General features: G+C 56.7%; 15 protein-coding genes and 1 pseudogene. 11 read left to right on the top strand and 5 right to left on the bottom strand.

Features of this window, described 5'->3' with window-relative positions; all coding sequences use genetic code 11:
* Nucleotides 1-174: 174 nt before the first annotated feature.
* On the top strand, nt 175-2,310 hold the full coding sequence (locus tag SLH49_RS21880) for a TonB-dependent receptor domain-containing protein (protein WP_320271271.1): 2,136 nt from the start codon (nt 175-177) through the stop codon (nt 2,308-2,310).
* 623 nt (nt 2,311-2,933) lie between these two features.
* Here SLH49_RS21880 and SLH49_RS21875 read toward each other — a convergent pair.
* Together SLH49_RS21875 and SLH49_RS21870 are read right to left on the bottom strand one after the other, a co-directional pair.
* Nucleotides 2,934-3,716 carry an aldo/keto reductase gene (locus SLH49_RS21875; protein ID WP_320271270.1) on the bottom strand — a complete coding sequence of 261 codons (783 nt, stop codon included), beginning with the start codon at nt 3,714-3,716 and terminating at the stop codon, nt 2,934-2,936.
* A gap of 13 nt (nt 3,717-3,729) precedes the next feature.
* On the bottom strand, nt 3,730-3,972 hold the full coding sequence (locus tag SLH49_RS21870) for a DUF2798 domain-containing protein (protein WP_320271269.1): 243 nt from the start codon (nt 3,970-3,972) through the stop codon (nt 3,730-3,732).
* A 105-nt stretch (nt 3,973-4,077) separates the two neighbouring features.
* Between SLH49_RS21870 and SLH49_RS21865 the strand changes: the two genes are divergently transcribed.
* Nucleotides 4,078-4,998 (top strand): LysR family transcriptional regulator, encoded by a 921-nt coding sequence (locus SLH49_RS21865; RefSeq protein ID WP_320271268.1) that lies wholly within the window; start codon nt 4,078-4,080, stop codon nt 4,996-4,998.
* Nucleotides 4,999-5,242: 244 nt separating this feature from the next.
* Here the strand turns inward: SLH49_RS21865 and SLH49_RS21860 are convergent, their stop codons facing one another.
* A complete protein-coding gene (locus tag SLH49_RS21860; RefSeq protein ID WP_320271267.1) occupies nt 5,243-6,001 on the bottom strand; it encodes a 3-keto-5-aminohexanoate cleavage protein in 759 nt (252 codons plus the stop codon).
* Nucleotides 6,001-7,320: an aspartate aminotransferase family protein gene (locus tag SLH49_RS21855; RefSeq protein WP_320271266.1), complete on the bottom strand. Its 1,320-nt coding sequence runs from the start codon at nt 7,318-7,320 to the stop codon at nt 6,001-6,003. Before SLH49_RS21855 ends, SLH49_RS21860 begins: the two co-directional genes overlap by 1 nt.
* Nucleotides 7,321-7,419: 99 nt before the next feature.
* Between SLH49_RS21855 and SLH49_RS21850 the strand changes: the two genes are divergently transcribed.
* The 9 genes and pseudogenes from SLH49_RS21850 to SLH49_RS21810 all read left to right on the top strand — a co-directional run bounded on the left by SLH49_RS21850 (nt 7,420) and on the right by SLH49_RS21810 (nt 18,536).
* On the top strand, nt 7,420-8,274 hold the full coding sequence (locus tag SLH49_RS21850) for a MurR/RpiR family transcriptional regulator (protein WP_320271265.1): 855 nt from the start codon (nt 7,420-7,422) through the stop codon (nt 8,272-8,274).
* 36 nt (nt 8,275-8,310) lie between these two features.
* Nucleotides 8,311-9,279, top strand: coding sequence for a TAXI family TRAP transporter solute-binding subunit (locus tag SLH49_RS21845; RefSeq protein ID WP_320271264.1), 969 nt, complete (start codon nt 8,311-8,313; stop codon nt 9,277-9,279).
* A gap of 89 nt (nt 9,280-9,368) precedes the next feature.
* Nucleotides 9,369-11,984, top strand: a complete 2,616-nt coding sequence (locus SLH49_RS21840) for a TRAP transporter permease (protein WP_320271263.1) — start codon at nt 9,369-9,371, stop codon at nt 11,982-11,984.
* Complete coding sequence (locus SLH49_RS21835) at nt 11,981-12,412, top strand: universal stress protein (protein ID WP_320271262.1); 432 nt, start codon at nt 11,981-11,983, stop codon at nt 12,410-12,412. The genes SLH49_RS21840 and SLH49_RS21835 overlap by 4 nt, the downstream gene beginning before the upstream one ends.
* Nucleotides 12,413-12,553: 141 nt before the next feature.
* A pseudogene (locus SLH49_RS21830) lies at nt 12,554-13,501 on the top strand (DUF5996 family protein).
* A gap of 292 nt (nt 13,502-13,793) precedes the next feature.
* Nucleotides 13,794-14,861 carry a LacI family DNA-binding transcriptional regulator gene (locus tag SLH49_RS21825; RefSeq protein ID WP_320271261.1) on the top strand — a complete coding sequence of 356 codons (1,068 nt, stop codon included), beginning with the start codon at nt 13,794-13,796 and terminating at the stop codon, nt 14,859-14,861.
* 135 nt (nt 14,862-14,996) lie between these two features.
* Entirely contained in the window at nt 14,997-16,187 is a 1,191-nt protein-coding gene (locus SLH49_RS21820; RefSeq protein ID WP_320271260.1) for a carbohydrate porin, read from the top strand.
* A gap of 97 nt (nt 16,188-16,284) precedes the next feature.
* Complete coding sequence (locus tag SLH49_RS21815; RefSeq protein WP_320271259.1) at nt 16,285-17,772, top strand: alpha-amylase family glycosyl hydrolase; 1,488 nt, start codon at nt 16,285-16,287, stop codon at nt 17,770-17,772.
* 17 nt (nt 17,773-17,789) lie between these two features.
* The gene (locus SLH49_RS21810; RefSeq protein ID WP_320271258.1) at nt 17,790-18,536 is read left to right on the top strand and encodes a glucodextranase DOMON-like domain-containing protein; all 747 of its coding nucleotides are present in this window, start codon (nt 17,790-17,792) and stop codon (nt 18,534-18,536) included.
* A 10-nt stretch (nt 18,537-18,546) separates the two neighbouring features.
* Here SLH49_RS21810 and SLH49_RS21805 read toward each other — a convergent pair whose 3' ends face one another.
* Complete coding sequence (locus tag SLH49_RS21805; RefSeq protein ID WP_320271257.1) at nt 18,547-20,700, bottom strand: peptidase domain-containing ABC transporter; 2,154 nt, start codon at nt 20,698-20,700, stop codon at nt 18,547-18,549.
* Nucleotides 20,701-20,728: the final 28 nt, after the last annotated feature.

Raw genomic sequence — 20,728 nt, 5'->3', positions numbered from 1 at the left:
GTATTTAAGAGCCGTGGTCGTGATTATTCGCAATTCAATAGGTGAATGCGTCGCAACACCGCAGTGCGCATATCAAACTTGACTCTTTTTGTCAGCTTTTCTAACCGGAAAAGGTTAACCGCTGCCGCCAGCTTCCCTGCCAGCACCATAGCTCAAGAAATGAACGGGAAGCTCATGCGTATCTTACAATCCAAACGTCCTATGCTGCGCGCCTCAGTCGCCATGTCGCTGGCCCTGTCGGTGCCAGCATTTGCACAGGAGACAACCGAAACTTTCACACCATTAGGCCGGATCGTGCTGGGGGCCGGTGCCGAAAAAGTGGCGATTGACGCACCACAATCCATCTCTGTGCTGGAAGAGGAGGATATTGCCGAGGTCCAGCCTGGCACAATTGGCGATGTGCTTGAGCGCAGCCCCGGTGTGTCGACAGTCGGGTCCGAGTCGCGCTTTGGCGAAAGCTTCAACATCCGCGGGATCGGTGGCGGCACCTCTGCCGATGAACCGCGCATTGTGACCGTGATCGACGGGGTCAGGAAGTACTACGAGTCCTATCGGCAAGGCTCCCTTTTCACCGACCCCGAGTTCTTTAAGAGGGTTGAGATCTTGCGCGGTCCTGGCTCATCCACACTTTATGGCGCGGGTGCTCTGGCAGGGGTCATCTCGTTGGAAACTAAAGATGCGTCCGACTTTCTGGAGCCCGGCGATCCATTCGGCGTTGATCAAAAACTGGAATATCGCAGCAATGGCGACGGCGTCGAAACCGCAACCTTTCTCGCCTTCGCCCCGGATCAGCGTTTTGATGGCCTGATCGGCTTCATCTATGACGACAGCGATTTCTTGGAAAGCGGCGATGGTGATGAGATCCCAGGCACCCGGATCACCGAGTACAACACGCTGATCAAAGGCACTTTCTCCTTCGGTGAGGCGATGGAGCATGAGATTGAAGCGGCCTTCATTCGCTATCAGGGTGAGGCAGATGATCAATTGCTGGATGTCATTGACCTTGGCACCAGCTTTGGTCAGGTCGACCGCGAGGTGATCGATACAACCGCCTATGTGCGCTATAACTTCGCCCCCGTTGATCGCGATCTAATCGATTTGACGGTGCAGCTCTCATACGGCAAATCCGAAAACAACATCACCGATTTTCGTGTCCCCTCGCCGCCCCCTGGTTTCACCGAAGATAGCGTACGCGCGCTCTTTGACGCTGACTATGCCTACGAGGGCACTGGCCTGCGTGTTGAAAACACCTCTCAAATCCTCGGAAACCGGTTTGCCAACTATCTGACCGTTGGTACTGATATCAGCACGCAAGACCGGATTAGCACGCGTGCAACGGCGGCGAATGCCGAATTCCAGCCAGAGGGTGTCACCGACATATTTGGTCTTTTTGCCCAGAACGAGTTCATCTGGGATGAGCGCTTTACCGTTCTGACAGGCACACGGATCGATTTCCAGGAAACCACCCCAGGTGATCTGGTGGCCACCGACGAAAAGGTCGAGGACGAGGGTATCTCAGCCACGCTCGCCCTGCACTATCAGATCAATGATCAGTTCGCCCTGTTTGGTTCGACGTCATATACAGAACGGCTGCCTGTTGTGGACGAGCTTTATGATGCCCGGCCAGTCTCACTCGGACCAGGCGTCACTGGCGCCGATCAGATTTCGGCGGGTTCGCTCGAAAACGAAGAGAGCCGCAATGTCGAACTCGGCTTTTCCTATAGTCAGGATGCCGTGTTCCAGACCAATGACCAGATCGCGCTCAAGACCGTCATCTTTCGCAACAACCTTGAAAACCTCATCGCGCGCAATGATGAGGGCGTGGCCGGTGACCCGGTCTTCATCAATATCGACAAGGCCAATATCCAAGGGCTGGAGCTAGAGGCTGCATATGAATCTGACCGCCTCTTTGGTTCGCTTGCCTACACATTTCTTGAAGGTGAGAACGAAAGCGATCCCGACGGTATCAACCCGGAGCTTGAAAATCGTATTCCGGCAAACACGATCGTGCTGTCCCTGGGGACACGCATACCGGCTGCTGATCTGGAACTCGGTTGGACAGGGACACATTATGAAAGCAAGAGCCGGGAAGTCAGCTTTGCCGGCGCTGTCCAAGAGGTCGACACGCCCAGCAACCTTATCCACGATGTCTATGCAGCCTGGGCCCCTGACGAAGGCCAATTCGCAGATATCACTGTGCGTTTGGGTGTCTCAAACGTCGCTGACGAAGACTATCGAACTCATTTGCAAGACCCAGCCGTGCGTCGCGCTGGGCGCAGCATCAATCTGTCCGTGTCGCGCACATTCTGAATGAAATTCGAACAACGATATTCCTCGTTTCTTACGTTGTTCGATGCTTGTGCCACGGCATACGCTGCGGCACAGAACACCGTGTTACTCTATCGAACACCAATGCTGGGCGGGTTGCATTCTCAGATCTTCAAGAAGACGCTTTGAGGGGGCTTATCATACTGTCCGAACTCGTTGAAAGAGATATCCCGCAATTCGCGAACCGTTGTCTCTGCGCAATCTAAAAGTGGTCTCTGCTGAGACTTGCAACCTCGTTTGGATGAGCAGTTCATCACTCGGCCCCACTGCGATACCCAGTCCGTTGGCAAATCGAAAAGAGACACGCAGTATTTCGCAAGCTTTATCTACACCCGATTGATAAGCCGCCAAACCACAGCTCACACATCTTCGAGGTCCACGTTGGGCTCGTGAAACTCAATTCTTTGCAATTCGGTCTCTTCCCTATGCTGCTGTTCGATTTCGCGGAAATGTTCGATATCCAAGGTGACACAATATCACTCCCTCTTCAGGCTGACCGTTTCGACAAGCCCAAATCGACTGCAAGACGATCGTTCGACGAACGATTCCCCAAACATCTATAGCTGCGTTCCTTTCGTTGAAAGTTGTGGAGAGGCTGGGGGCGCTTAGAGCGCCGCCCAGGTTGAGAAATTCTCGGCGACATGCGCTGCTTTTGTCGTGCCAGGGATCACGACAATGTTGGGCGATCGCTTCAGAAGCCAGGCGAGCGCATCCTTGGGGTCCAGCTTCGCCCCGGCTTGCATTGGGTGCGCGCCGAGAGGGCCGTAGGGAATGAATGCGATACCTTCACGCGCCGTGAAATCGACCATCTGCTCCGCACCACGCTCTGCCGTGTTAAAGCGGTTCTGGACGGATGCGATTGGCGCGACGGAAAGCGCACGCTCCAGCTGGGTTTGATCCACATTGGACAGCCCGATATGCCGGATCAGTCCTTCGGATTGCATCTGCGCCAAGGCTTCGATTGAGCTTTCTATCGGCGTGTTGGGATCGACGCGGTGGAGCTGGAAGAGGTCAATCTTGCTCCGACGCAAGTTCACAAGGGCGTCTTCGACCTGACGGCGTAGGGTGTCTGGTGATCCATCTACAGTGATGCGATCTGGCGCTGGTTTATCGACGCCACCTTTCGTTGCGAACACTGCATCGGTGTCACCGAGTGCTTCACCAAGGATCTTGTCAGACCACTCGGGACCATAGGACCGGGCGCTGTCGAAGAATGTCACGCCTTGAGCATGAGCAGCACGCAGAAGCTCCACGCCCGCGTCCCATTGTTCATATGGGCCAAAGTTGCCGGGCTGACCGGTCAGGCGCATCGCGCCATAGCCGATACGGTTGACTGGCATATTGCCACCGATGGCGAAGGTTTCAGGGATTTTGATTGTATCGAACATTTTCGTCTCCAGTTCATTCAGTGATCCGGTCCACCAAGCGCCGAACGATGGGCGCAAGGAACGTGACCGATGGGAATGCAAGGGCAAAAGCCAGCGCGTAGGCTTGCAACCAACGATCAAAGAAGCCCGCTGTGAGGCCGGTGTTAATTGCGGTGATTAAGGCGGACATCACGCCGCCCAGGCTGGCAGACATGATGAACGCAAAGACCACCGGCGCAGCCGACTTAGGCAGTTTGTGGCGGGTGAGCGTTGTCATGGTGTCAGTCCTTTCGTTTCGATGGACTGAATATGAACGGGGCTGGAAAACTTTAGAATATGCCGCAGATTGATATCACTTATTAGTCAGACTAAATAATACGAGATGATCGACCTACGCCTCATCGAGACCTTTATCCAAGCGGCGCGGCGCGAGAGCTTCAGCGGCGCAGCCAAGGCGCTGGGCGTCTCCCCCGGTGCCGTCAGCCAAAACATCAAGGCGCTGGAAGATCGGCTTTCGACGCGGCTGTTTGCCCGCACTACAAGACAGGTCAAGCTAACGCCCGAGGGACAGCGCTTTCTTTTGCGCTGTGCGCCAGCGGTCGAGGCTCTTGGGGATGCCGCAACAGCACTGCAAGAGGATCATGCGGCCTTCCGAGGAACGCTACGCGTGACCTCGACCACCGCGTTCGGACGCTCTCACGTCTTGCCTGCTTTGACGGAGTTCCAGACGATGCACCCGGAACTCACTGTTGAGCTATCCCTGTTCGACGGTTTCGTTGACCTGGTGGCCGAAGAATTCGATCTGGCGATCCGCGCAGGTGTCCTCCCCGACAGCGACTACATCGCGCGGTTGCTTCTGCCTGTGACGCCAATGGTCTGTGCATCTCCTGACTATTTGAAGAAAGCAGGAAAACCAGAAACGCTGGCTGATCTGGCAGAACACCGATTGGTAGGGATGAGGTCTAACCCGTCACAGCGTGTTTTTGCATGGGAGTTCGAACCCAAAACAGGACGTGATCCGATCCGGCACGAAGTTACGCCATGCGTCGTCGTAAACGACCCCGAAGCACTCGCCTTGTCGATAGTGCATGGCGCTGGCATCGGGCAATTGGGGAGCAATCTGGCTCTCCCTTTGATCCGCGAAAAGAAGGCGGTTCACTTGTTTCCTGAAAGCACAGTCCAGTCTCGCGGCATCTATGCGGTCTATCCAACGAAACGGTTTGCCCCGACCAAACTCACGAGTTTCATCGAACACTTGGCAGAAACATTGGCCAACCGGCCCGACTTGGTTGTTCAGAGTTAATCGAAAGCTCCATTTTTAAAGATGAAAGGTAGGTTTTCCTGCACGGCTGCCTTCAGCACAAACATGGCCAGTTCTGTTGACTTTAACTCTCCAACATCCAATCGAGCACTGATCGAGCGAAGCAAGAAGCCTTCTCAAACCGCTTGTAGCCTTCTCCGTCTGCCGCTGCCGCCACGAGGACTGACTTGCCAAAGCTGATCAGCGTGATGGGGTTGGAGAGTTAATACTCTTGCATCAATTCGCTTTAGTTCTTCAGCAATATACGAAGATCTTCAACCTTGGCGGCATTGTTCGGCGCAATGCGGCCCGTCGACAAATGCAATGAGTTTTCGAACCCCGTCCTGCATTTGCCGCCCTTCGCGGCTGCCTCTTTCAGGCAATCGGATTCGTGCGGACCGAAGGCACAGACGGCCCAGTCGGGTGCCAATGCGCGTGTTTCCATCCAGTCTAGATACGGGGCTAAATTTGTCGGCTGCGCTGGGCGCCGCCCGTACCGGCCAAGAACAAAAAGGACCTGCAAGTCGGGATCGCTCACGTCTTTCTCTGGCAATGTCTGTTCGAGCAGGGCGCAGTCATCGCGGTCATAAAGGATGTATTGCAGCCTGATATGGCGTTGCACGCATTCCTGAACAAAATGCGTCACTTCCCCGGCAGATGCCCGGCAAATCTCGCGGATAGAGACAGAGACCATGTCGGCCCCGCCATCTAGCGCAACCTGCATCTGGTGCTGCGGGGCGTATCGGCCAGCAGCTTCGGTTGTGATTTGCACGGCCATGTCGGGCAGGGCTTCGCGCAGTGAAGCAACCAACTCGCGATAGGCGCCACTGTCCAGTATATGTTGACCTTCATTGTCCCGAATATGGGCATGGATGGCGCCAGCGCCAAAGGCAAAGCAGGATTTGGCGCAGGCGACAATCTCGCCGTTCGTGATCGGAAGTGCGGGATGATCAGCTTTCTGCAGGCGTGCGCCATTTGGCGCGACCATGATTTGCGGCAGTCGCATCAGATGACCGCTGCGAGGCTAGCCGCCAGTTTGTCCATCAGTTCGTCGATCTGCGCCTCAGTACTGATGAATGGCGGTGCCAGCAGCACATGATCCCCGGATTTGCCATCAATGGTTCCGTTCATCGGATAGCAGATGAGCCCGTTTTCCATCGCGGCCCCCCTGAGCCGCGCGGCTAGCTTCTTTTCCGGTGCAAAGGGCGTCTTGGTTTCCCTGTCAGCAACAAATTCCAGGCCCCGGAACATGCCGCGTCCGCGGATATCGCCCACATGCGGGTGCTGGCCAAAGGTGGATTGCAGCGCGCCCAAAAGGTAGTCGCCGCGCTCTGCCGCATGCGCCGTCAGACCGCCATCGGTGAGTTTCGTGACAACCGCATTTGCCGCCGCACAAGCAACCGGATGGCCAAGATATGTGTGACCATGTTGGAAAAAGCCGCTGCCGCTCGCAATGCCATCGTAAATCGTACCACTGCAAAGCATCGCGCCGATAGGCTGGTAACCTGCCCCCAGACCCTTGGCGATGGTAATGATATCCGGGCGTACATTGTCCTGTTCGCAAGCAAAAAGCGTGCCGGTCCTGCCCATCCCGCACATGACCTCATCAAGGATCAGCAGTATGCCATGCTTGTCGCAAATCTCCCGGATGCGGGTGAAGTATCCCTCAACGGCGGGCACGGCACCGGCGGTTGCACCCACGACCGGTTCGGCAAGAAAACCAATCACCGTGTCGGGGCCGAGGCGTAGCAACTCTTCTTCCAATTCGTCGGCGACGCGCTGGCCGTAATCCGTAAGGCACTCATCCTCCGCCTGACCGCGATAAGCGTAGCAGGGTGCGATATGGCTGGCAGACACCATAACCGGATCAAACGGCGCGCGCCGCCACATGTTGCCACCGGTTCCCAGCGCGCCAAGCGTGTTGCCGTGATAGCTTTGACGGCGGGCGATAAATCTTGTTCGGTCAGGCTGACCAATTTCGATCATGTATTGCCGGGCGAGTTTCAGCGCGGCCTCAACCGCCTCTGATCCGCCAGAGACCAGATAGACGCGATCAATCCCTTCGGGCGCGTGAGCGATCAATTTGGAGGCGAGATTTTCAGCCGGTTCGGACGTGAAAAATCCGGTATGGGCGAAATCAAGCGTCTCAACCTGTCTTTTGATCGCGGCAATCACGTCCGGATCATTGTGGCCAAGACAGGAAACCGCCGCACCGCCAGAGCCGTCGAGATAGGCCTTTCCCTTATCATCGTAAATATAGACCCCTTCACCACGCGTGGCAGTGGGCAGGTCAGCATGGCAGTGCCGGGGAAAGACATGAGACATTGGGCAGCCTGTTCGAACATGCTTTGAAACAAATGAAACGCCGTTTGACTTTGTCTGAAACAAGAGGAACACTCAAGCGCGGAATCGGGGGAGACATCAATGTCGTTTGAAACGCGTCTGGCAGAGCGGTATGACAGCCTGTCCGAGGCATTGCGACAGGCGGCGCGGTATCTCGAAGAAAACCCGGTAGATGTTGCAACCCGCCCGCTTCGTGCGGTTTCCAAAGAGAGCGGCGTGTCTCCGGCGGCGTTCACACGGCTTGTGCGGGCGCTGGATTACGACGATATCGAAGCGTTGCGCGATGAATTTCGTGATAAGATCACCCGCAAAATTGACAATTTCGCGCATCGTGCAGAGCGCCTGCAGCAGCAATACCATGCGGATACGAGCAGCTTTTTCGATGCTCATCTTGCGGCCTGCCAGGCGAACCTCGAATCGGTTGCGCAGATCGACCGCGCCTTGCTGGAACGGGCGGCCCAAAGACTCAGTGAAGCCCGGAAAGTCGTTTTGATGGGCGCACTTGGGTCCACGGGCGTGGTCGAATACCTATCTTACATGGCTAATTTCTGTGCCGACAACTGGTCGATGGCCAGTCGCATGGGGGCGTCACTCGGTGGCGGGTTGACGGGGCTCGACAACCGTGATGCCCTTCTGATTGTGACCAAGCCGCCATTTTCTGATCGCGCGATCAGGGCAGCGCGGTTCGCAAGTGACCGGGGGGTCTATGTCATCGTAATCACTGACACACATCGATGCCCTGCTTTGCAGGTGGCCAGTGCGGGGTTTGTTCTGCCAACGACGAGCCCGCATTTTTATTCGTCTTATGTGACGACACTATTTTTCGTTGAGGCGCTGATTGGCCTGATCGTCAGCCGCTCAGGAGATACCGCAAAGGCTCGCATCGCAGAGGTCGAACAAACAACGCAGGTGCTGGCCGAAGTATGGGACCAGTAGCGCAAGAGTAACCAACACATCACAAGGGAGAACACGATGTTTGCTAAGTTAAGAATTGTTGCAGCCGGGGTGGCGACCGCCGCGATGATGGCACCCGCCGCGATGGCGGAAGAGTTCATCACCATCGGCACCGGCGGCGTGACCGGGGTCTATTACCCAACCGGTGGCGCGATTTGCCGTCTGGTGAACCAGGGCCGCCGCGATCACGGCATCCGCTGCTCGGTCGAATCCACCGGCGGCTCGGTCTACAACATCAACACCATTCGCGAAGGCGAGTTGGAGTTCGGTGTGGCCCAGTCCGACTGGCAGTTCCACGCCTTTAACGGCACGTCACGGTTTGAGGAAAACGGCGCATTCGAAGACCTGCGCGCTGTCTTCTCGGTCCATCCAGAGCCCTTTACCGTCGTCGCCCGTGCTGACGCGGGCATCACAACCATCGAAGACCTCAAGGGCAAGCGTGTCAATATCGGCAACCCCGGTTCAGGTCAGCGCGGCACGATGGAAGTACTGATGGAGGCGCTAGGCTGGACCATGGACGATTTCGCCCTGGCGACCGAGTTGAAAGCGGCAGAGCAATCGGCAGCACTTTGCGACAACCAGATTGACGCGATGGTCTATACCGTTGGCCATCCATCCGGTTCGATCTCAGAAGCAACAACCGCCTGCGACTCTGTTCTTGTTGAAGTGTCAGGTCCGGCTGTTGAGCAGTTGATCGCTGACAACTCCTTCTATCGCTCGGCCACCATTCCCGGCGGGATGTATCGCGGCAACGACAGTGATGTGACCACCTTTGGTGTGGGTGCGACTTTTGTAAGCTCGGCAAGCGTGTCCGATGATGTGGTCTACACATTGGTGAAGTCGGTCTTTGACAATATCGACGACTTCAAGGGCCTGCACCCTGCATTTGCCAATCTGGAACCAGCCGAGATGGCATCTGCCGGTCTGTCAGCGCCGATCCATGATGGCGCCGCGCGCTACTACAAAGAAGCGGGTTTGATGGAGTAATACACAACCGCACGTGACAATTCCGGGGGCGGTTCTGCTGGCCCCGGACCTCAACAATGATCAGCTGGGAACCGGTGACAGGGGGACACATGACAAACGCAGAGAGCCGCCAGCTCAGCGAAGAAGAGCTTCAGGAACTCGTCGCCGCCAGTGATAGCGGCGCGCGCAGCCCGACAGGTGCGATTGGCACCATGATCGCGGTGACGGCGCTGATCTGGTCGATCTTTCAGGTTCTGCTCGCGTCGCCGATTGCGCCTTATGTCCTCCCGGGCGATCTTATCAACAACTCGCGGCAAATCCATCTGGCCTTTGCCGTGTTCCTTGCCGCGATGGCTTATCCGCTGTTCAAATCCAGCCCCCGTGACCGGATCCCATGGTATGACTGGATTCTCGGCGTGGGCGGCGCGTTTCTCGCGCTTTACGGATATTTCTTTTACGACAAGATCGTTCAGAACGGTGGCCTTGCCGACACGACCGATGCCTATTTCGGGCTGGCGGGTCTGATCTTCCTTTTTATCGCTGCCTACCGCACTTTGGGCCCGGTCATGGTGATCCTCGCGGTGGTCTTCCTTGGCTACGTTTTCTTCGGCTCGTCCGAGGTGGTGCCAGACCAGATCCGCTGGGCCGGTGCGTCATTGCGCAAGGCGATGAGCCATATGTGGATCACGTCAGAGGGCGTGTTCGGCATCGCATTGGGTGTTTCAACCAAGTTCGTGTTCCTGTTCGTTCTGTTCGGTGCCCTGCTCGATAAGGCCGGGGCCGGGAACTATTTCATCAAGATGGCATTTGGCGCGCTCGGTCACCTGCGCGGTGGCCCCGCCAAGGCGGCGGTCGTCGGTTCGGCGGCCACTGGCCTGATTTCTGGGTCATCCATCGCCAATGTTGTCACCACCGGGACATTCACGATCCCCTTGATGAAACGCGTGGGCTTTACGGCAGAAAAGGCAGGCTCGGTCGAGGTTGCCTCATCCGTCAACGGGCAAATCATGCCACCTGTGATGGGCGCTGCGGCGTTCCTGATGGTCGAATATGTGGGCATTTCCTACGTTGAGGTGATCACCCACGCCTTCCTGCCTGCGGTGATTTCCTACATAGCGCTGGTCTATATCGTCCATCTTGAAGCGGTGAAGAACAACATGCCGACCATCGGCAACAAGGTGGTCAGCATGGGCCGCACCATCGGTGGTATGTTCGCGTTCTTCGCGGGCTTTGCACTGCTCTGTTACGCAACCCAATATCCTGTCAGATTTGTGACCTCGCTCTTCCCGGAAGGCTCTGGCTGGATCCTCGCCGGTCTTTTGGGGCTGGTTTACCTTGCGCTGATCTATCTTGCTGCACAGACCGACGACCTTGAGCCGGACGACCCAAATGCCGACGTGGTCGAACTGCCGGATCTGGCGAAAATCTACAAGTCCGGGCTCTACTACCTGCTGCCGATCATCGTGCTCGTTTACTTCCTTATGATTGAGAGGAAATCGCCGGGCCTCTCGGCCTTCTGGGCGACATTCCTGCTGTTTGGGATCCTGCTGACCCAGAAAACACTCAAAGCGATGTTCCGGGGTGAGGCAAACGCGATCAGTCGCCTGCAGGACGGCCTGGTCGATCTGGTCAACGGCATGATCGACGGCGCGCGCAACATGATCGGCATCGGCCTCGCAACGGCGACCGCTGGTATCATCGTTGGCACGGTATCTCTGACGGGTATCGGGCAAGTGATGGCGGACTTTGTGGAGTTCCTGTCTGGCGGCAACCTGATCTTGATGCTGGTCTTTGTGGCGATCCTGTCGCTGATCCTTGGCATGGGGCTGCCCACAACGGCGAACTACATCGTGGTCTCATCCCTGATGGTGGCCGTTGTCGTGGAACTTGGCGCGCAATCGGGCCTGATCGTGCCGCTGATCGCGGTACATCTGTTTGTCTTCTACTTCGGGATCATGGCCGATGTGACGCCGCCGGTGGGGCTCGCGAGCTTTGCAGCCGCGGCTGTTTCTGGTGGAGACGCAATCCGGACAGGCTTTACCGCGTTCTTCTATAGCCTGCGGACCGTGGCACTGCCTTTCGTGTTCATCTTCAACACCGACCTTCTGCTGATCGATGTGACATGGACACAAGGGATTATCGTCTTCATTGTCTCAACTATCGGCATCCTTGTGTTTACGGCGGCCACGATGGGCTGGTTCCTGACCAAAAACCGGATTTGGGAGACGGTCGCGATGCTCGCCATCGCCTTCGCGCTCTTCCGGCCCGGCTTCTTCATGAACCAGATCCAACCACCATTCACCGATATCGCTCCGGCCAATTTCGCTGAGGCGCTGGGGAATGCAGAGGCCGGCAGCACCCTGCGGGCTGTGATCTCTGGCCCTGATTTCGATACGTTCGAGATGAAAGAGATCACAGTGCCGTTGACTGTACCGGACGTGGCGGGAGGCGATGCGCGTCTTGATGCGCTTGGCTTCATCATCATCCCGGATGGCGATGTGCAGCAAATGGATGAACCCGGTTTTGGCACCGAACTGGCCGATGCATTGTCATCGTTCGATTTCTACGGGGATGACCCTGTGACGATTTCATCGGTTCAGGCAACGTCCGACCAGCTGCCCAAAGAACTGATCTGGATCCCCGCACTTCTGCTCTTGGCCTTCATCGCATTTTTGCAGACCCGCCGCGCTGAACCGGTGCGCGAACCGCAAGGAGAATTGGCATGATTAAGAGTGTGCTTTGTGCCGTTGATGTAAACCGTCCGGAGGAGGAGACACGCGTCCTGAAAACCGCCAAGCGCATGGCCGACCTGGATGGGGCGCAGTTGGATGTGATCACCGTTGTCCCCGATTTCGGGGCCAGCGTTGTCGGCGCCTATTTTCAAGAACATCATGTAGAGACAGCAAGGGACAGCGCCGGAGAGGTCTTGAGCGGGTTCATTGCAGAAACACTTGGCAAGGATGCAGACAGCAAAGTTCGCCATATCGTTGCAGTAGGAAGCGTCTATGAAGAGGTTCTGAAGACCGCGTCACATGCTGGCACCGACCTGATCGTGATTGGCGCCCATCGCCCTGATTTCAAGGATTACCTACTTGGCCCCAACGCCGCCCGTGTCGTGCGTCATTCTGACTGCTCGGTCTATGTGGTCAGGTAACAGTGGGCCGTCGGCAGCTGATGCACAGGCGCAGTCGTCACCTGTCCCCGAACACACCTTTGCGTGGGTGAACCTACATGAAACTGTCGTTGTAAGGTGTAACGTTCTCGCCAAATAGGTGCCAGCAGGGGAAAGGATGCGATGACGACACGCAAAGAACTGTACTGGCCGGATATCCCATTCGTACCGTGGCAGGAAACCTGTGAGGCGCTTCACCTTTGGTGTCAGATCGTCGGAAAGTACCGGCTGCGACACTCTTTTTGGGTCAACCACTCTTGGCATGCCACGCTCTACGTGACGGCACGCGGTCTGACGACTGGTCCCATACCCGACCCGGTAGCGTCCGTCACAGCAGATTTCGACTTCTGTGATCACAAGCTAAAGGTCGACGCTGCGGGCGGCCAGGTGGAAAGCTTTGACCTTGAGCCGATGAGCGTCGCACGCTTTCGAAAGAAGTTCGGCGAGGCCGTCGAGGCCGTCGGCGGCGATTGTCGCATTCATGGGCGACCGAATGAACTGCCTGACCCAACGCCGTTCCTCGAGGACCATGTGGAACGCCCGTACGATGCCGGCGCGGTGGAAAGATTTCACCAGGCGCTTCTGCAAATCCACGATGTATTTAACCGTTTTCGAACGGGGTTTCACGGTAAGGTATCGCCGACTCATTTGTTCTGGGGGTCTTTCGATCTGGCTGTGACCCGGTTTTCGGGGCGTGCCGCCCCTCTACATCCTGGAGGCATTCCATTCCTGCCAGATGCGGTTACGCGCGAGGCCTATAGCCACGAGGTATCATCAGCCGGGTTCTGGCCGGGCAATGGCTATGGCAAGCCAATGTTCTACTCTTACACCTATCCCGTACCAGAGGGTTTTTCCAAAAAGAGCGTTCTTCCGGCGGGCGCATTTTGGAATGATGAACTTGGCGAGTTTCTCTTGCCCTATTAGGTTGTGCAGGGCGCCAGTGAACCCGACGATCTGCTGATGCGGTTCCTACAATCAACTTTCGAGGCAGCGGCCAGTACAGGAAATTGGGACCGAAGCATGGAGCGCCCTTTGGGCCAATGCGGTCGCCCGCCAGGTGAAGTCGTGTAGGGTATGAGGTTCGATCGATCCGAGACTTATTGGTCGGCGCTTGGTCAATTGTTCGAGCCGACTTACAGTTGACCAGTTTCAATGATGAAGACTGTGTCGGGAATTTGGCAAACCCTGCGGGCAACGGTGGGGGTCCTAATCGACAAGATCAACGCCCCAACCAAGTATTTGGATAGAGTTTCCGGAATCTAAACGTTATTTCTGCGAAATACTTTAAGAAATTTCATATTTTTCTGTACAATTAGCATTTCCGTCGATACCAGAATCTAAACGTTTAGATTCGAGACGATGAATGGTAAGCCTCAGGGACGTCAGCAAGAAGGTAGGGTTGTCGACGGCAACGGTCAGCCGCGCGCTAAACGGTTTTGATGATGTCCATCCCAAGACGCGCGCACGCGTCGAGGAGGCCGCCCGCGAGCTTGGCTATGTCGCAAACCGTGCGGCAAAGCTGCTGGTCTCGGGCAAATCCAACATCATCTGCCTGATCGCTGATCTGGAACTGGTCCGTCAAACGCGGGATGCGGGCGGCCCCGATTTCCTTGAACTGATCTCACGCCTTTCGTGTGAACTGGCAGAACGTGGCTTTGACCTCGTTTTTTCGGTCAAGTCGCCCAACGAAACCGCCGTTGCCAAATATCAGGACATGATCAAGCGGGGTATTGTCGATGCATTTATCGTTGGTGCGCCGATGCAGGACGATCCGCGGATCACTTTCCTCAAAGAGGTCGATTTCCCGTTTGTCGTGCATGGGCTACCACCAGTTGGGACTGATCTGCCGTTCGTTTCTGTAGACAACGCCCAGATCGTCCGGGATCCTTTGCTCGCGCTCCTTGATCTTGGCCACAAACATATCGCGTTCGTGCAAGGCCCACCTGACACCACGCATGCCGTCCAGCGCCATGACACCTATCGTGAGGTGCTGAATGAAGTGGGGCTCGCGGCGGATGAACACATGATCATCATGGATGGGGACAATCCGTCAAAGCTGAAGGCGCAGCTCTTGGGGCTGTTTTCGGGCCGCCTTGGGCCGAAACCCACCGCGATCATGTGTGGGTCTGTTGCGTTGGCCCAGGATTGCGCCAACATTCTGGTTGAACTGGGCCTGAAGGTGCCAGACGACGTATCGCTTGTTGCCAATGATGATGGTGGTAATCCGGTCCGGCTTGATCCCAGCATCCCGGAACTCTGCCGTACTTACTTTGATTGGAGCGACACGAGTGGCCCGTTGGCCGAAGTCGCAATCAATGTCAGCCAAAAGGGAATGAAGCCGGGGCCCGACCAATGTCGGAATCTGGCATGTGAGATGATCTTCGGAAAGTCGATCGGACGACCCAGCCCGGGTCTTGGAGGGGAAGCTTAGGGCAAAGCACTAAGGGAGGGAATTTCCGTAAGGAGATAAAATCAACAGCGTTCGTTAGGACGCTGACCGATAGGTTTTGCCTGCGCTCCCCCACCGCAAACACATCCGGAAAGCCGGATCACATTGGAGGAAAGAATGAAAAGAATACTTACGGGAACAGCGCTTGGTCTGGCCATGCTCAGCGGTGCGGCGGCGCAGGCCGAAGTCAGCTACTCACAGACGGGCTATCTGCGGATTGGCGTTGGCGAAAGCAATGGCGGCGACTTTGCAGAGCTGCAGCTGAACGGGGCCTGGACTAACTATCGCCTTGGCAACGAGTCAGATTTCTACGGCGAATTTGGCGTCAACCTGACCAATGAGCTGAAAAACGGCAGCAAGATCGTCGGCGGCGTTCGCTATCACCTTTCTGGTGATAGCAATGACTTGCGCGTCAGCGGTGAAGTGGATGCGAACCTTGCGCTGAGAGAGGCTTGGCTGGGTTATGCAGGCATCGGTGATGGCGCCTTGAGCGACAGCACTATCTGGGCTGGACGGCGCTACTACAAGCGTAAAGACATCCATATCATCGACTTCTACTACGAAGACTATTCGAACTTCTCTGGCTTTGGCGCAGGTCTCGAAAACGTCAAACTGGGCTTCGGTGATCTGTCGGTTGCTGCATTCTCGGATCAGGATTCGACCGTTATCACCCTGGATTCACGGGTTGAAAACATCGCGCTGGGCGAGGATCTGTTCGGTGAAGTGGGGCTGGCTTATGCCGTTGTTGATGAGGATGAGCCAGGCGAAGACGGATTTGCCGTGCGCGGTCACCTGCAGCGCAACAACTTCTTCGGCGGCTTTCTAAAGGCTGGTCTGATGTATTCCGAAGGGGCCGCTTGGGGCTTTTTCGGCGATGGCGCCTCCTTTGCGACCAGAGATCGTTCGCTGACACGGGCGCAGGTCCACGGTCTTGTCCCGCTTAGCGAACGGCTTGAGATGTTCTTTGTGGCACTTCATCAGATCGATGACGACGACGGTACGCAAACCGCATGGAGCTCTGCCGGTGTCCGTCCGCAATACACAATCAACGACAATTTCGCCGTCGCTGTTGAGGTCGGTTTTGACTATGTCGATGACGAAGCTGCGGACGAAACCCGTGACCTGACCAAAGCGACAATCGCGGGCATCTACACCTTCGGCAAGCCAGGCTTCTGGTCGCGGCCACAACTGCGCGTCTTTGCAACACAGGGCAGCTGGAGCGAAGTTGGCGCGATCAGCAATCAGGCCGCGTTCGATGACGATACCACAGGCACAACTGTCGGTGTCCAGTTTGAAACCTGGTTCTAAATCAGCCGCTGCTTGACCCAATTATCAACAGCATCGCGTCACCTGACGGAAGGTATCGGGTGACGCCCATCAAAAACATGATGAAAGGAAAGATCAGATGCGTCTTCATGCAATTCCACTGCAGCTTCTTTTCATCCCCCTGCTGCTGGCTTGTGCCGGACCAACCCTTGGCGAGAGTGAGGATGTCGCGGCCGCCGCGAGCTCGGACTGGAACCGCGAGATTGTCTATTTCGTCATTCCGGACCGCTTTGCCGACGGGAAACCAAATACGCATGAGGTTGACCGCAGCCAGCCGGGTTACTTCCACGGTGGCGATTGGAAAGGGCTGACCGATCAACTGCCCTATCTTGATGATCTGGGCGTCACCGCCCTTTGGATTACACCGATTGTCGACAATATCGACGGTTTCGTGGATGGCGCCGGTTTCCCGGACTGGGCCTATCACGGCTATTGGGCTGACGATTTCAACGCATTGGACGACCGTCTGGGAACAGAGGCCGAACTCAAGGCATTGGTCGATGGCGCGCATGCACGAGGCATGAAGGTTATCGTGGATGTGGTCTTTAACCATGTCGGCTATGACAGTGACTTTCTGGAGGCGCATCCCGATTGGGTCAGACAAGGTGTGCAATGCGGTCAGGATGACCAGACGTCTTGCTTGTTCGGTCTGCCGGACCTGCGCACGGAGCAAGCAGAGGTGACCGAACATGTACTGGCCGCACACGCAGATTGGGTGGAGCGGATCGGCTTTGACGGATACCGGATCGACACCGCGAAACATGTGGCACCTGCGGTGCTCGCACAGAACCAGCAGCTGGTGACTCAGCGGTTCGGCGCTGATTTTCTGACCCTGGGCGAGGTCTGGGGTGCTAATGCCGCCACGCTCTCATCACAATACTTCGCGCCGCAGTTGATGAATGGAGGTATCGACTTTTCGTTTCGCGGTGCGACCCGTGACTGGCTTTTGGGGCGGGGTCGGACCGTCGCATATGCAAAGGGTTTCCTGCCCCGACGCCATGCACACACATCCGGCGCTGTTCTGGGCCATTACTTGTCGAGCCATGACGAGCCCGGATTGCTGCTTGAGCTAGGCGGCGACCGCGATCTGTTCAGACTTGCCGCTGGTCTGCAGATGACATCGATCGGCATGCCCATCATCTTCTACGGTGAAGAGGTGGCGCGTGATATCGGCGACTGGCCCGACAACCGCTCTGCCATGCCGTGGGGTGATCAGGGAATTCTGCCCGGCGCTGGGATTCAGCAAGACGACGACATGCTTGCGTTTTATCGCAATCTCATCGCAATCCGGCGGGCGACGCCCGCGCTGTCCATGGGAACCTATCGCCCGATCTCATACAATGGTGACCTGCTGGTCTTTGCCAGAGGCTGGCAGGGCGAAGTGGCGCTTGTGGCCGTCAATCGAGGTGATGTCGAACAATCAGCGACCCTGATCGATGCAGCGTTTCAAGGTCAGGACAGATGGGCCGAACGCCTGACCGGTCGTGATCTGATCGTCTCAGATGGTCAGTTAACACTCCAATTGCCACCACGCTCCATCTGGATCCTGACGCCAGACAGTAAATGAACCAAAGGGAGATCGCCGTGAGAAGCGCCATTCTTACGTCCTTATTCGCATTGCTGTTGTCTACAGCAGCAGCCGAAACCGTCTCATTCACTGATCCGCGTGGCGACGATCATGGCGACGGCGCGTTGGTCTATCCAACCAATCCGGTTTTCCGACCGGGCGTCTTTGATCTCGTGGCTTTCAAGGCGACGCCAGAAGGCGACGGGCTACATCTGGAATTCGAGATGGCAGCGCCGATCCAGAATGAATGGAATATGGCTGGCGGGTTCGATGTGCAGATGTTTTTCGTCTTCATCGATACGCAGCCCGGTGGGCATAGTGCGGGTTTGCCCGGATTGAACATCGCATTCGCCGAAAATAGCGGCTGGGAACGCGCAATTGTTGTCTCACCGCAACCTTTTGAGCGTGTCGTTTCAGAAATCCGGAAAGCTGGAGATCTGGCACTGGATGTCATTCCGGCCGAGGGCGTCTCAGCCGTTGATCATACAATCAGCGCCTATGTACCACTGGACAAGCTCCCTGACTTGCCGCTGGAGAATTGGGGGTTTCAGGTGGTTGTTCAATCGAATGAAGGCTTCCCGGAGGACAACGACCTGCTGACCCGGCGCGTGAATGAGTTTGAAGGTGAGTATCGCTTTGGCGGCGGCTTTGACGGGAATTGTGATCCGCACGTCATCGATGTTTTAGGCGCTTCTCAGCAATTGTCCTATGATTGCGGTGTAGCAAAAGCGACAATTCAGATGATCCGAGTGACCGATGGGTAGTTGGGAAGTATCAGCGTGCCAAGGCAAAGCTGGTCTCCTTCGCGGCTTGTTCAGAGTTTTCGGAGCTGCATGAAACGCGGCGTTTATCAACGTACAACCGGTCTGACACTGAGTTGTTGCGCTCAGTACCGAGGGTCAGCACCTCATCGGCGTATGAAAGCAATGCGGGGCGGTGGGCGACGACGATCCGTGTTATCTTCATCGACTTGATCGTTTCGGCGATGATCTGTTCGGTTGCGACGTCGAGGTTTGCTGTGCCCTCGTCTAGGATCAATACCTTGGGCTGCCGATAAAGCGCACGGGCCAGCAGGATTCGCTGACGTTGCCCGCCGGAGAGTGCTGCGCCCATGTCACCGACAAGACTGAGGTAGCCCATTGGCATGCGGGCAATATCCTCGTGAATTTGGGCAGCCTCAGCGCAGGCTTGCACGCGCGCCATGTCGATAGCCGGATCAAAGAAGGCGATATTGTCGGCCAGCGTGCCCGACAGCAAGGTGTCGTCTTGCGTCACAACGCCAAGGCCTGCGCGCCAGCGACTGATCCCGAATAGCGGCAATGGCAGACCGTCGACGCGAACCTCGCCAGTGCTTGGCTCGGCCAACCCCAGCATCAGTTTCAGCAAAGTTGACTTGCCCGCGCCCGATGGGCCGGTGATCGCTACAAACGCCCCCGGTGCGATATCAAGCGAGAGATTTTCGAGTATGTAAGGATCCGCCGCGCCGTAGCGAAACGAGACGCTTTCAAGCGCCAATGCACCTTTTGTCGAAGGGGCCGCGAGGGCCGTGTGCGGGCGGATTTCTTCGCGTTTGGCCTGTACGATGTCAGCCAGACGCTCAAGGTGAATCCCCAGCATCCAAAAAGAGATTGCATGTTGAACAAGCGAGGTTGCGCGGTCGGCAAATTGCTGGCGATAGGTCATGAAGGCAAAGAGCATACCAACTGAGAACCCGTCGCCATTTATGGCCATCTTTGCACCCATATAGACGACGATGATCGTTTGAAGACCGAAGATCAGCGTTTGTGCTACGGTCAATGCGATGTCGAGCTTTCCCAGCCGGATCCCCGCATTCATCACATCGCTGAAGAGGTTGCGCCAACCGGTTTCGCGTTGCGCCTCGCCGCCAAAGACCTTGATGGTCCGCGATGCGCGAAGGCTTTCCAGAAGGTAAGTTTGCTCGGTCGCGCGGGCCGCGATCTCTTCTTCTTCGCGGGCGCGGATGGCGGGATAAAGCGCCAGCGATAGCGCCACGTAGAGAAGCGTGCCCGCCAGGACGACGAAGGCGAGTATTGGCGCATAGATGAAGATGACGATAGCCGTGACGATCAGCATCAGCGCATCGATGAAGCATTCGACGATCGTGCTGGTCAATGCGGCCTGGATCGGGTTGACCGAGCCCACGCGCGAAACGATATCACCCATATGCCGGGTCTCGAAATAGGCGGCGGGCAGGCGGAATAGGTGCCTTATGACGTTGCCTGCGATCTGGAATGACATCGTCTGGCCAAGGGTCAGGATCACCCAGGATCGCAGGCCGATTGTTATCGCGTTGATTATGTGGAGCCCGGCAAAGCCAAGGGCCAGCAAGAGCAGGAAATCCATGTCAGCATTGGCAATGGATTGGTCCACGGCGAGCTGTAGAAAGAACGGGAAGGACACCGCGGCAAGCTGTAAAAGCAGCGACAAGAGCAGCAGCTGTGTCGCCGCGCGGGCCCAGCCATCGAGACGGCCCCAAAGATCGCGCAGCCGCGTGCGGGTGCGCAGGACCGGAGGCGCGAAGCTGGTGGTGGGCGTCAGCTCAAGCGCGACGCCTGTGAAATGCTTTGCCGCTTCTGCGGGGGTCAGCCGTTGTTCGCCCTGCGCTGGATCAATGATCACGATACTGCGACCTACGGATTTCAGGACCACGAAGTGGTTCATGTCCCAGTGCAGAATGGCGGGCAGTTTGAGCTTGGCGAGGCTTTCAGGTTCGAGCCTGAGTGCCCGTGTGCCGAAATTGAGCGTATCGGCAAAACCCATCAGATCGCGCAGCGTTGCCCCGCGAAGGGACACACCGAATTTGGCGCGCAAGCCGCGCAGATCGACCCGCGCGCCATGGGCCGTCGCGACCATAGCGAGGCAGGCGAGGCCGCATTCAGCGGCCTCGGTTTGTCTGATTGTTTTCATCACTGGCTCCCAAAGGATAAGCGACGCT

It is taken from the genome of Cognatiyoonia sp. IB215446, from assembly GCF_033963825.1.
Lineage (GTDB): Bacteria > Pseudomonadota > Alphaproteobacteria > Rhodobacterales > Rhodobacteraceae > Yoonia.
The sequence above is the reverse complement of the archived record's forward strand: the minus strand, read 5'-3'. Positions and strand labels throughout refer to the sequence as shown.

Excerpts from the sequence above, each read along its gene's own strand:
- SLH49_RS21870 (WP_320271269.1), bottom strand. The coding sequence starts at position 3,972 with ATGACAACGCTCACCCGCCACAAACTGCCTAAGTCGGCTGCGCCGGTG.
- SLH49_RS21835 (WP_320271262.1), top strand. The coding sequence starts at position 11,981 with ATGATTAAGAGTGTGCTTTGTGCCGTTGATGTAAACCGTCCGGAGGAG.
- SLH49_RS21855 (WP_320271266.1), bottom strand. The coding sequence starts at position 7,320 with ATGTCTCATGTCTTTCCCCGGCACTGCCATGCTGACCTGCCCACTGCC.
- SLH49_RS21875 (WP_320271270.1), bottom strand. The coding sequence starts at position 3,716 with ATGTTCGATACAATCAAAATCCCTGAAACCTTCGCCATCGGTGGCAAT.
- SLH49_RS21860 (WP_320271267.1), bottom strand. The coding sequence starts at position 6,001 with ATGCGACTGCCGCAAATCATGGTCGCGCCAAATGGCGCACGCCTGCAG.
- SLH49_RS21850 (WP_320271265.1), top strand. The coding sequence starts at position 7,420 with ATGTCGTTTGAAACGCGTCTGGCAGAGCGGTATGACAGCCTGTCCGAG.
- SLH49_RS21845 (WP_320271264.1), top strand. The coding sequence starts at position 8,311 with ATGTTTGCTAAGTTAAGAATTGTTGCAGCCGGGGTGGCGACCGCCGCG.
- SLH49_RS21880 (WP_320271271.1), top strand. The coding sequence starts at position 175 with ATGCGTATCTTACAATCCAAACGTCCTATGCTGCGCGCCTCAGTCGCC.
- SLH49_RS21805 (WP_320271257.1), bottom strand. The coding sequence starts at position 20,700 with ATGAAAACAATCAGACAAACCGAGGCCGCTGAATGCGGCCTCGCCTGC.
- SLH49_RS21820 (WP_320271260.1), top strand. The coding sequence starts at position 14,997 with ATGAAAAGAATACTTACGGGAACAGCGCTTGGTCTGGCCATGCTCAGC.
- SLH49_RS21865 (WP_320271268.1), top strand. The coding sequence starts at position 4,078 with ATGATCGACCTACGCCTCATCGAGACCTTTATCCAAGCGGCGCGGCGC.
- SLH49_RS21815 (WP_320271259.1), top strand. The coding sequence starts at position 16,285 with ATGCGTCTTCATGCAATTCCACTGCAGCTTCTTTTCATCCCCCTGCTG.
- SLH49_RS21840 (WP_320271263.1), top strand. The coding sequence starts at position 9,369 with ATGACAAACGCAGAGAGCCGCCAGCTCAGCGAAGAAGAGCTTCAGGAA.
- SLH49_RS21825 (WP_320271261.1), top strand. The coding sequence starts at position 13,794 with ATGGTAAGCCTCAGGGACGTCAGCAAGAAGGTAGGGTTGTCGACGGCA.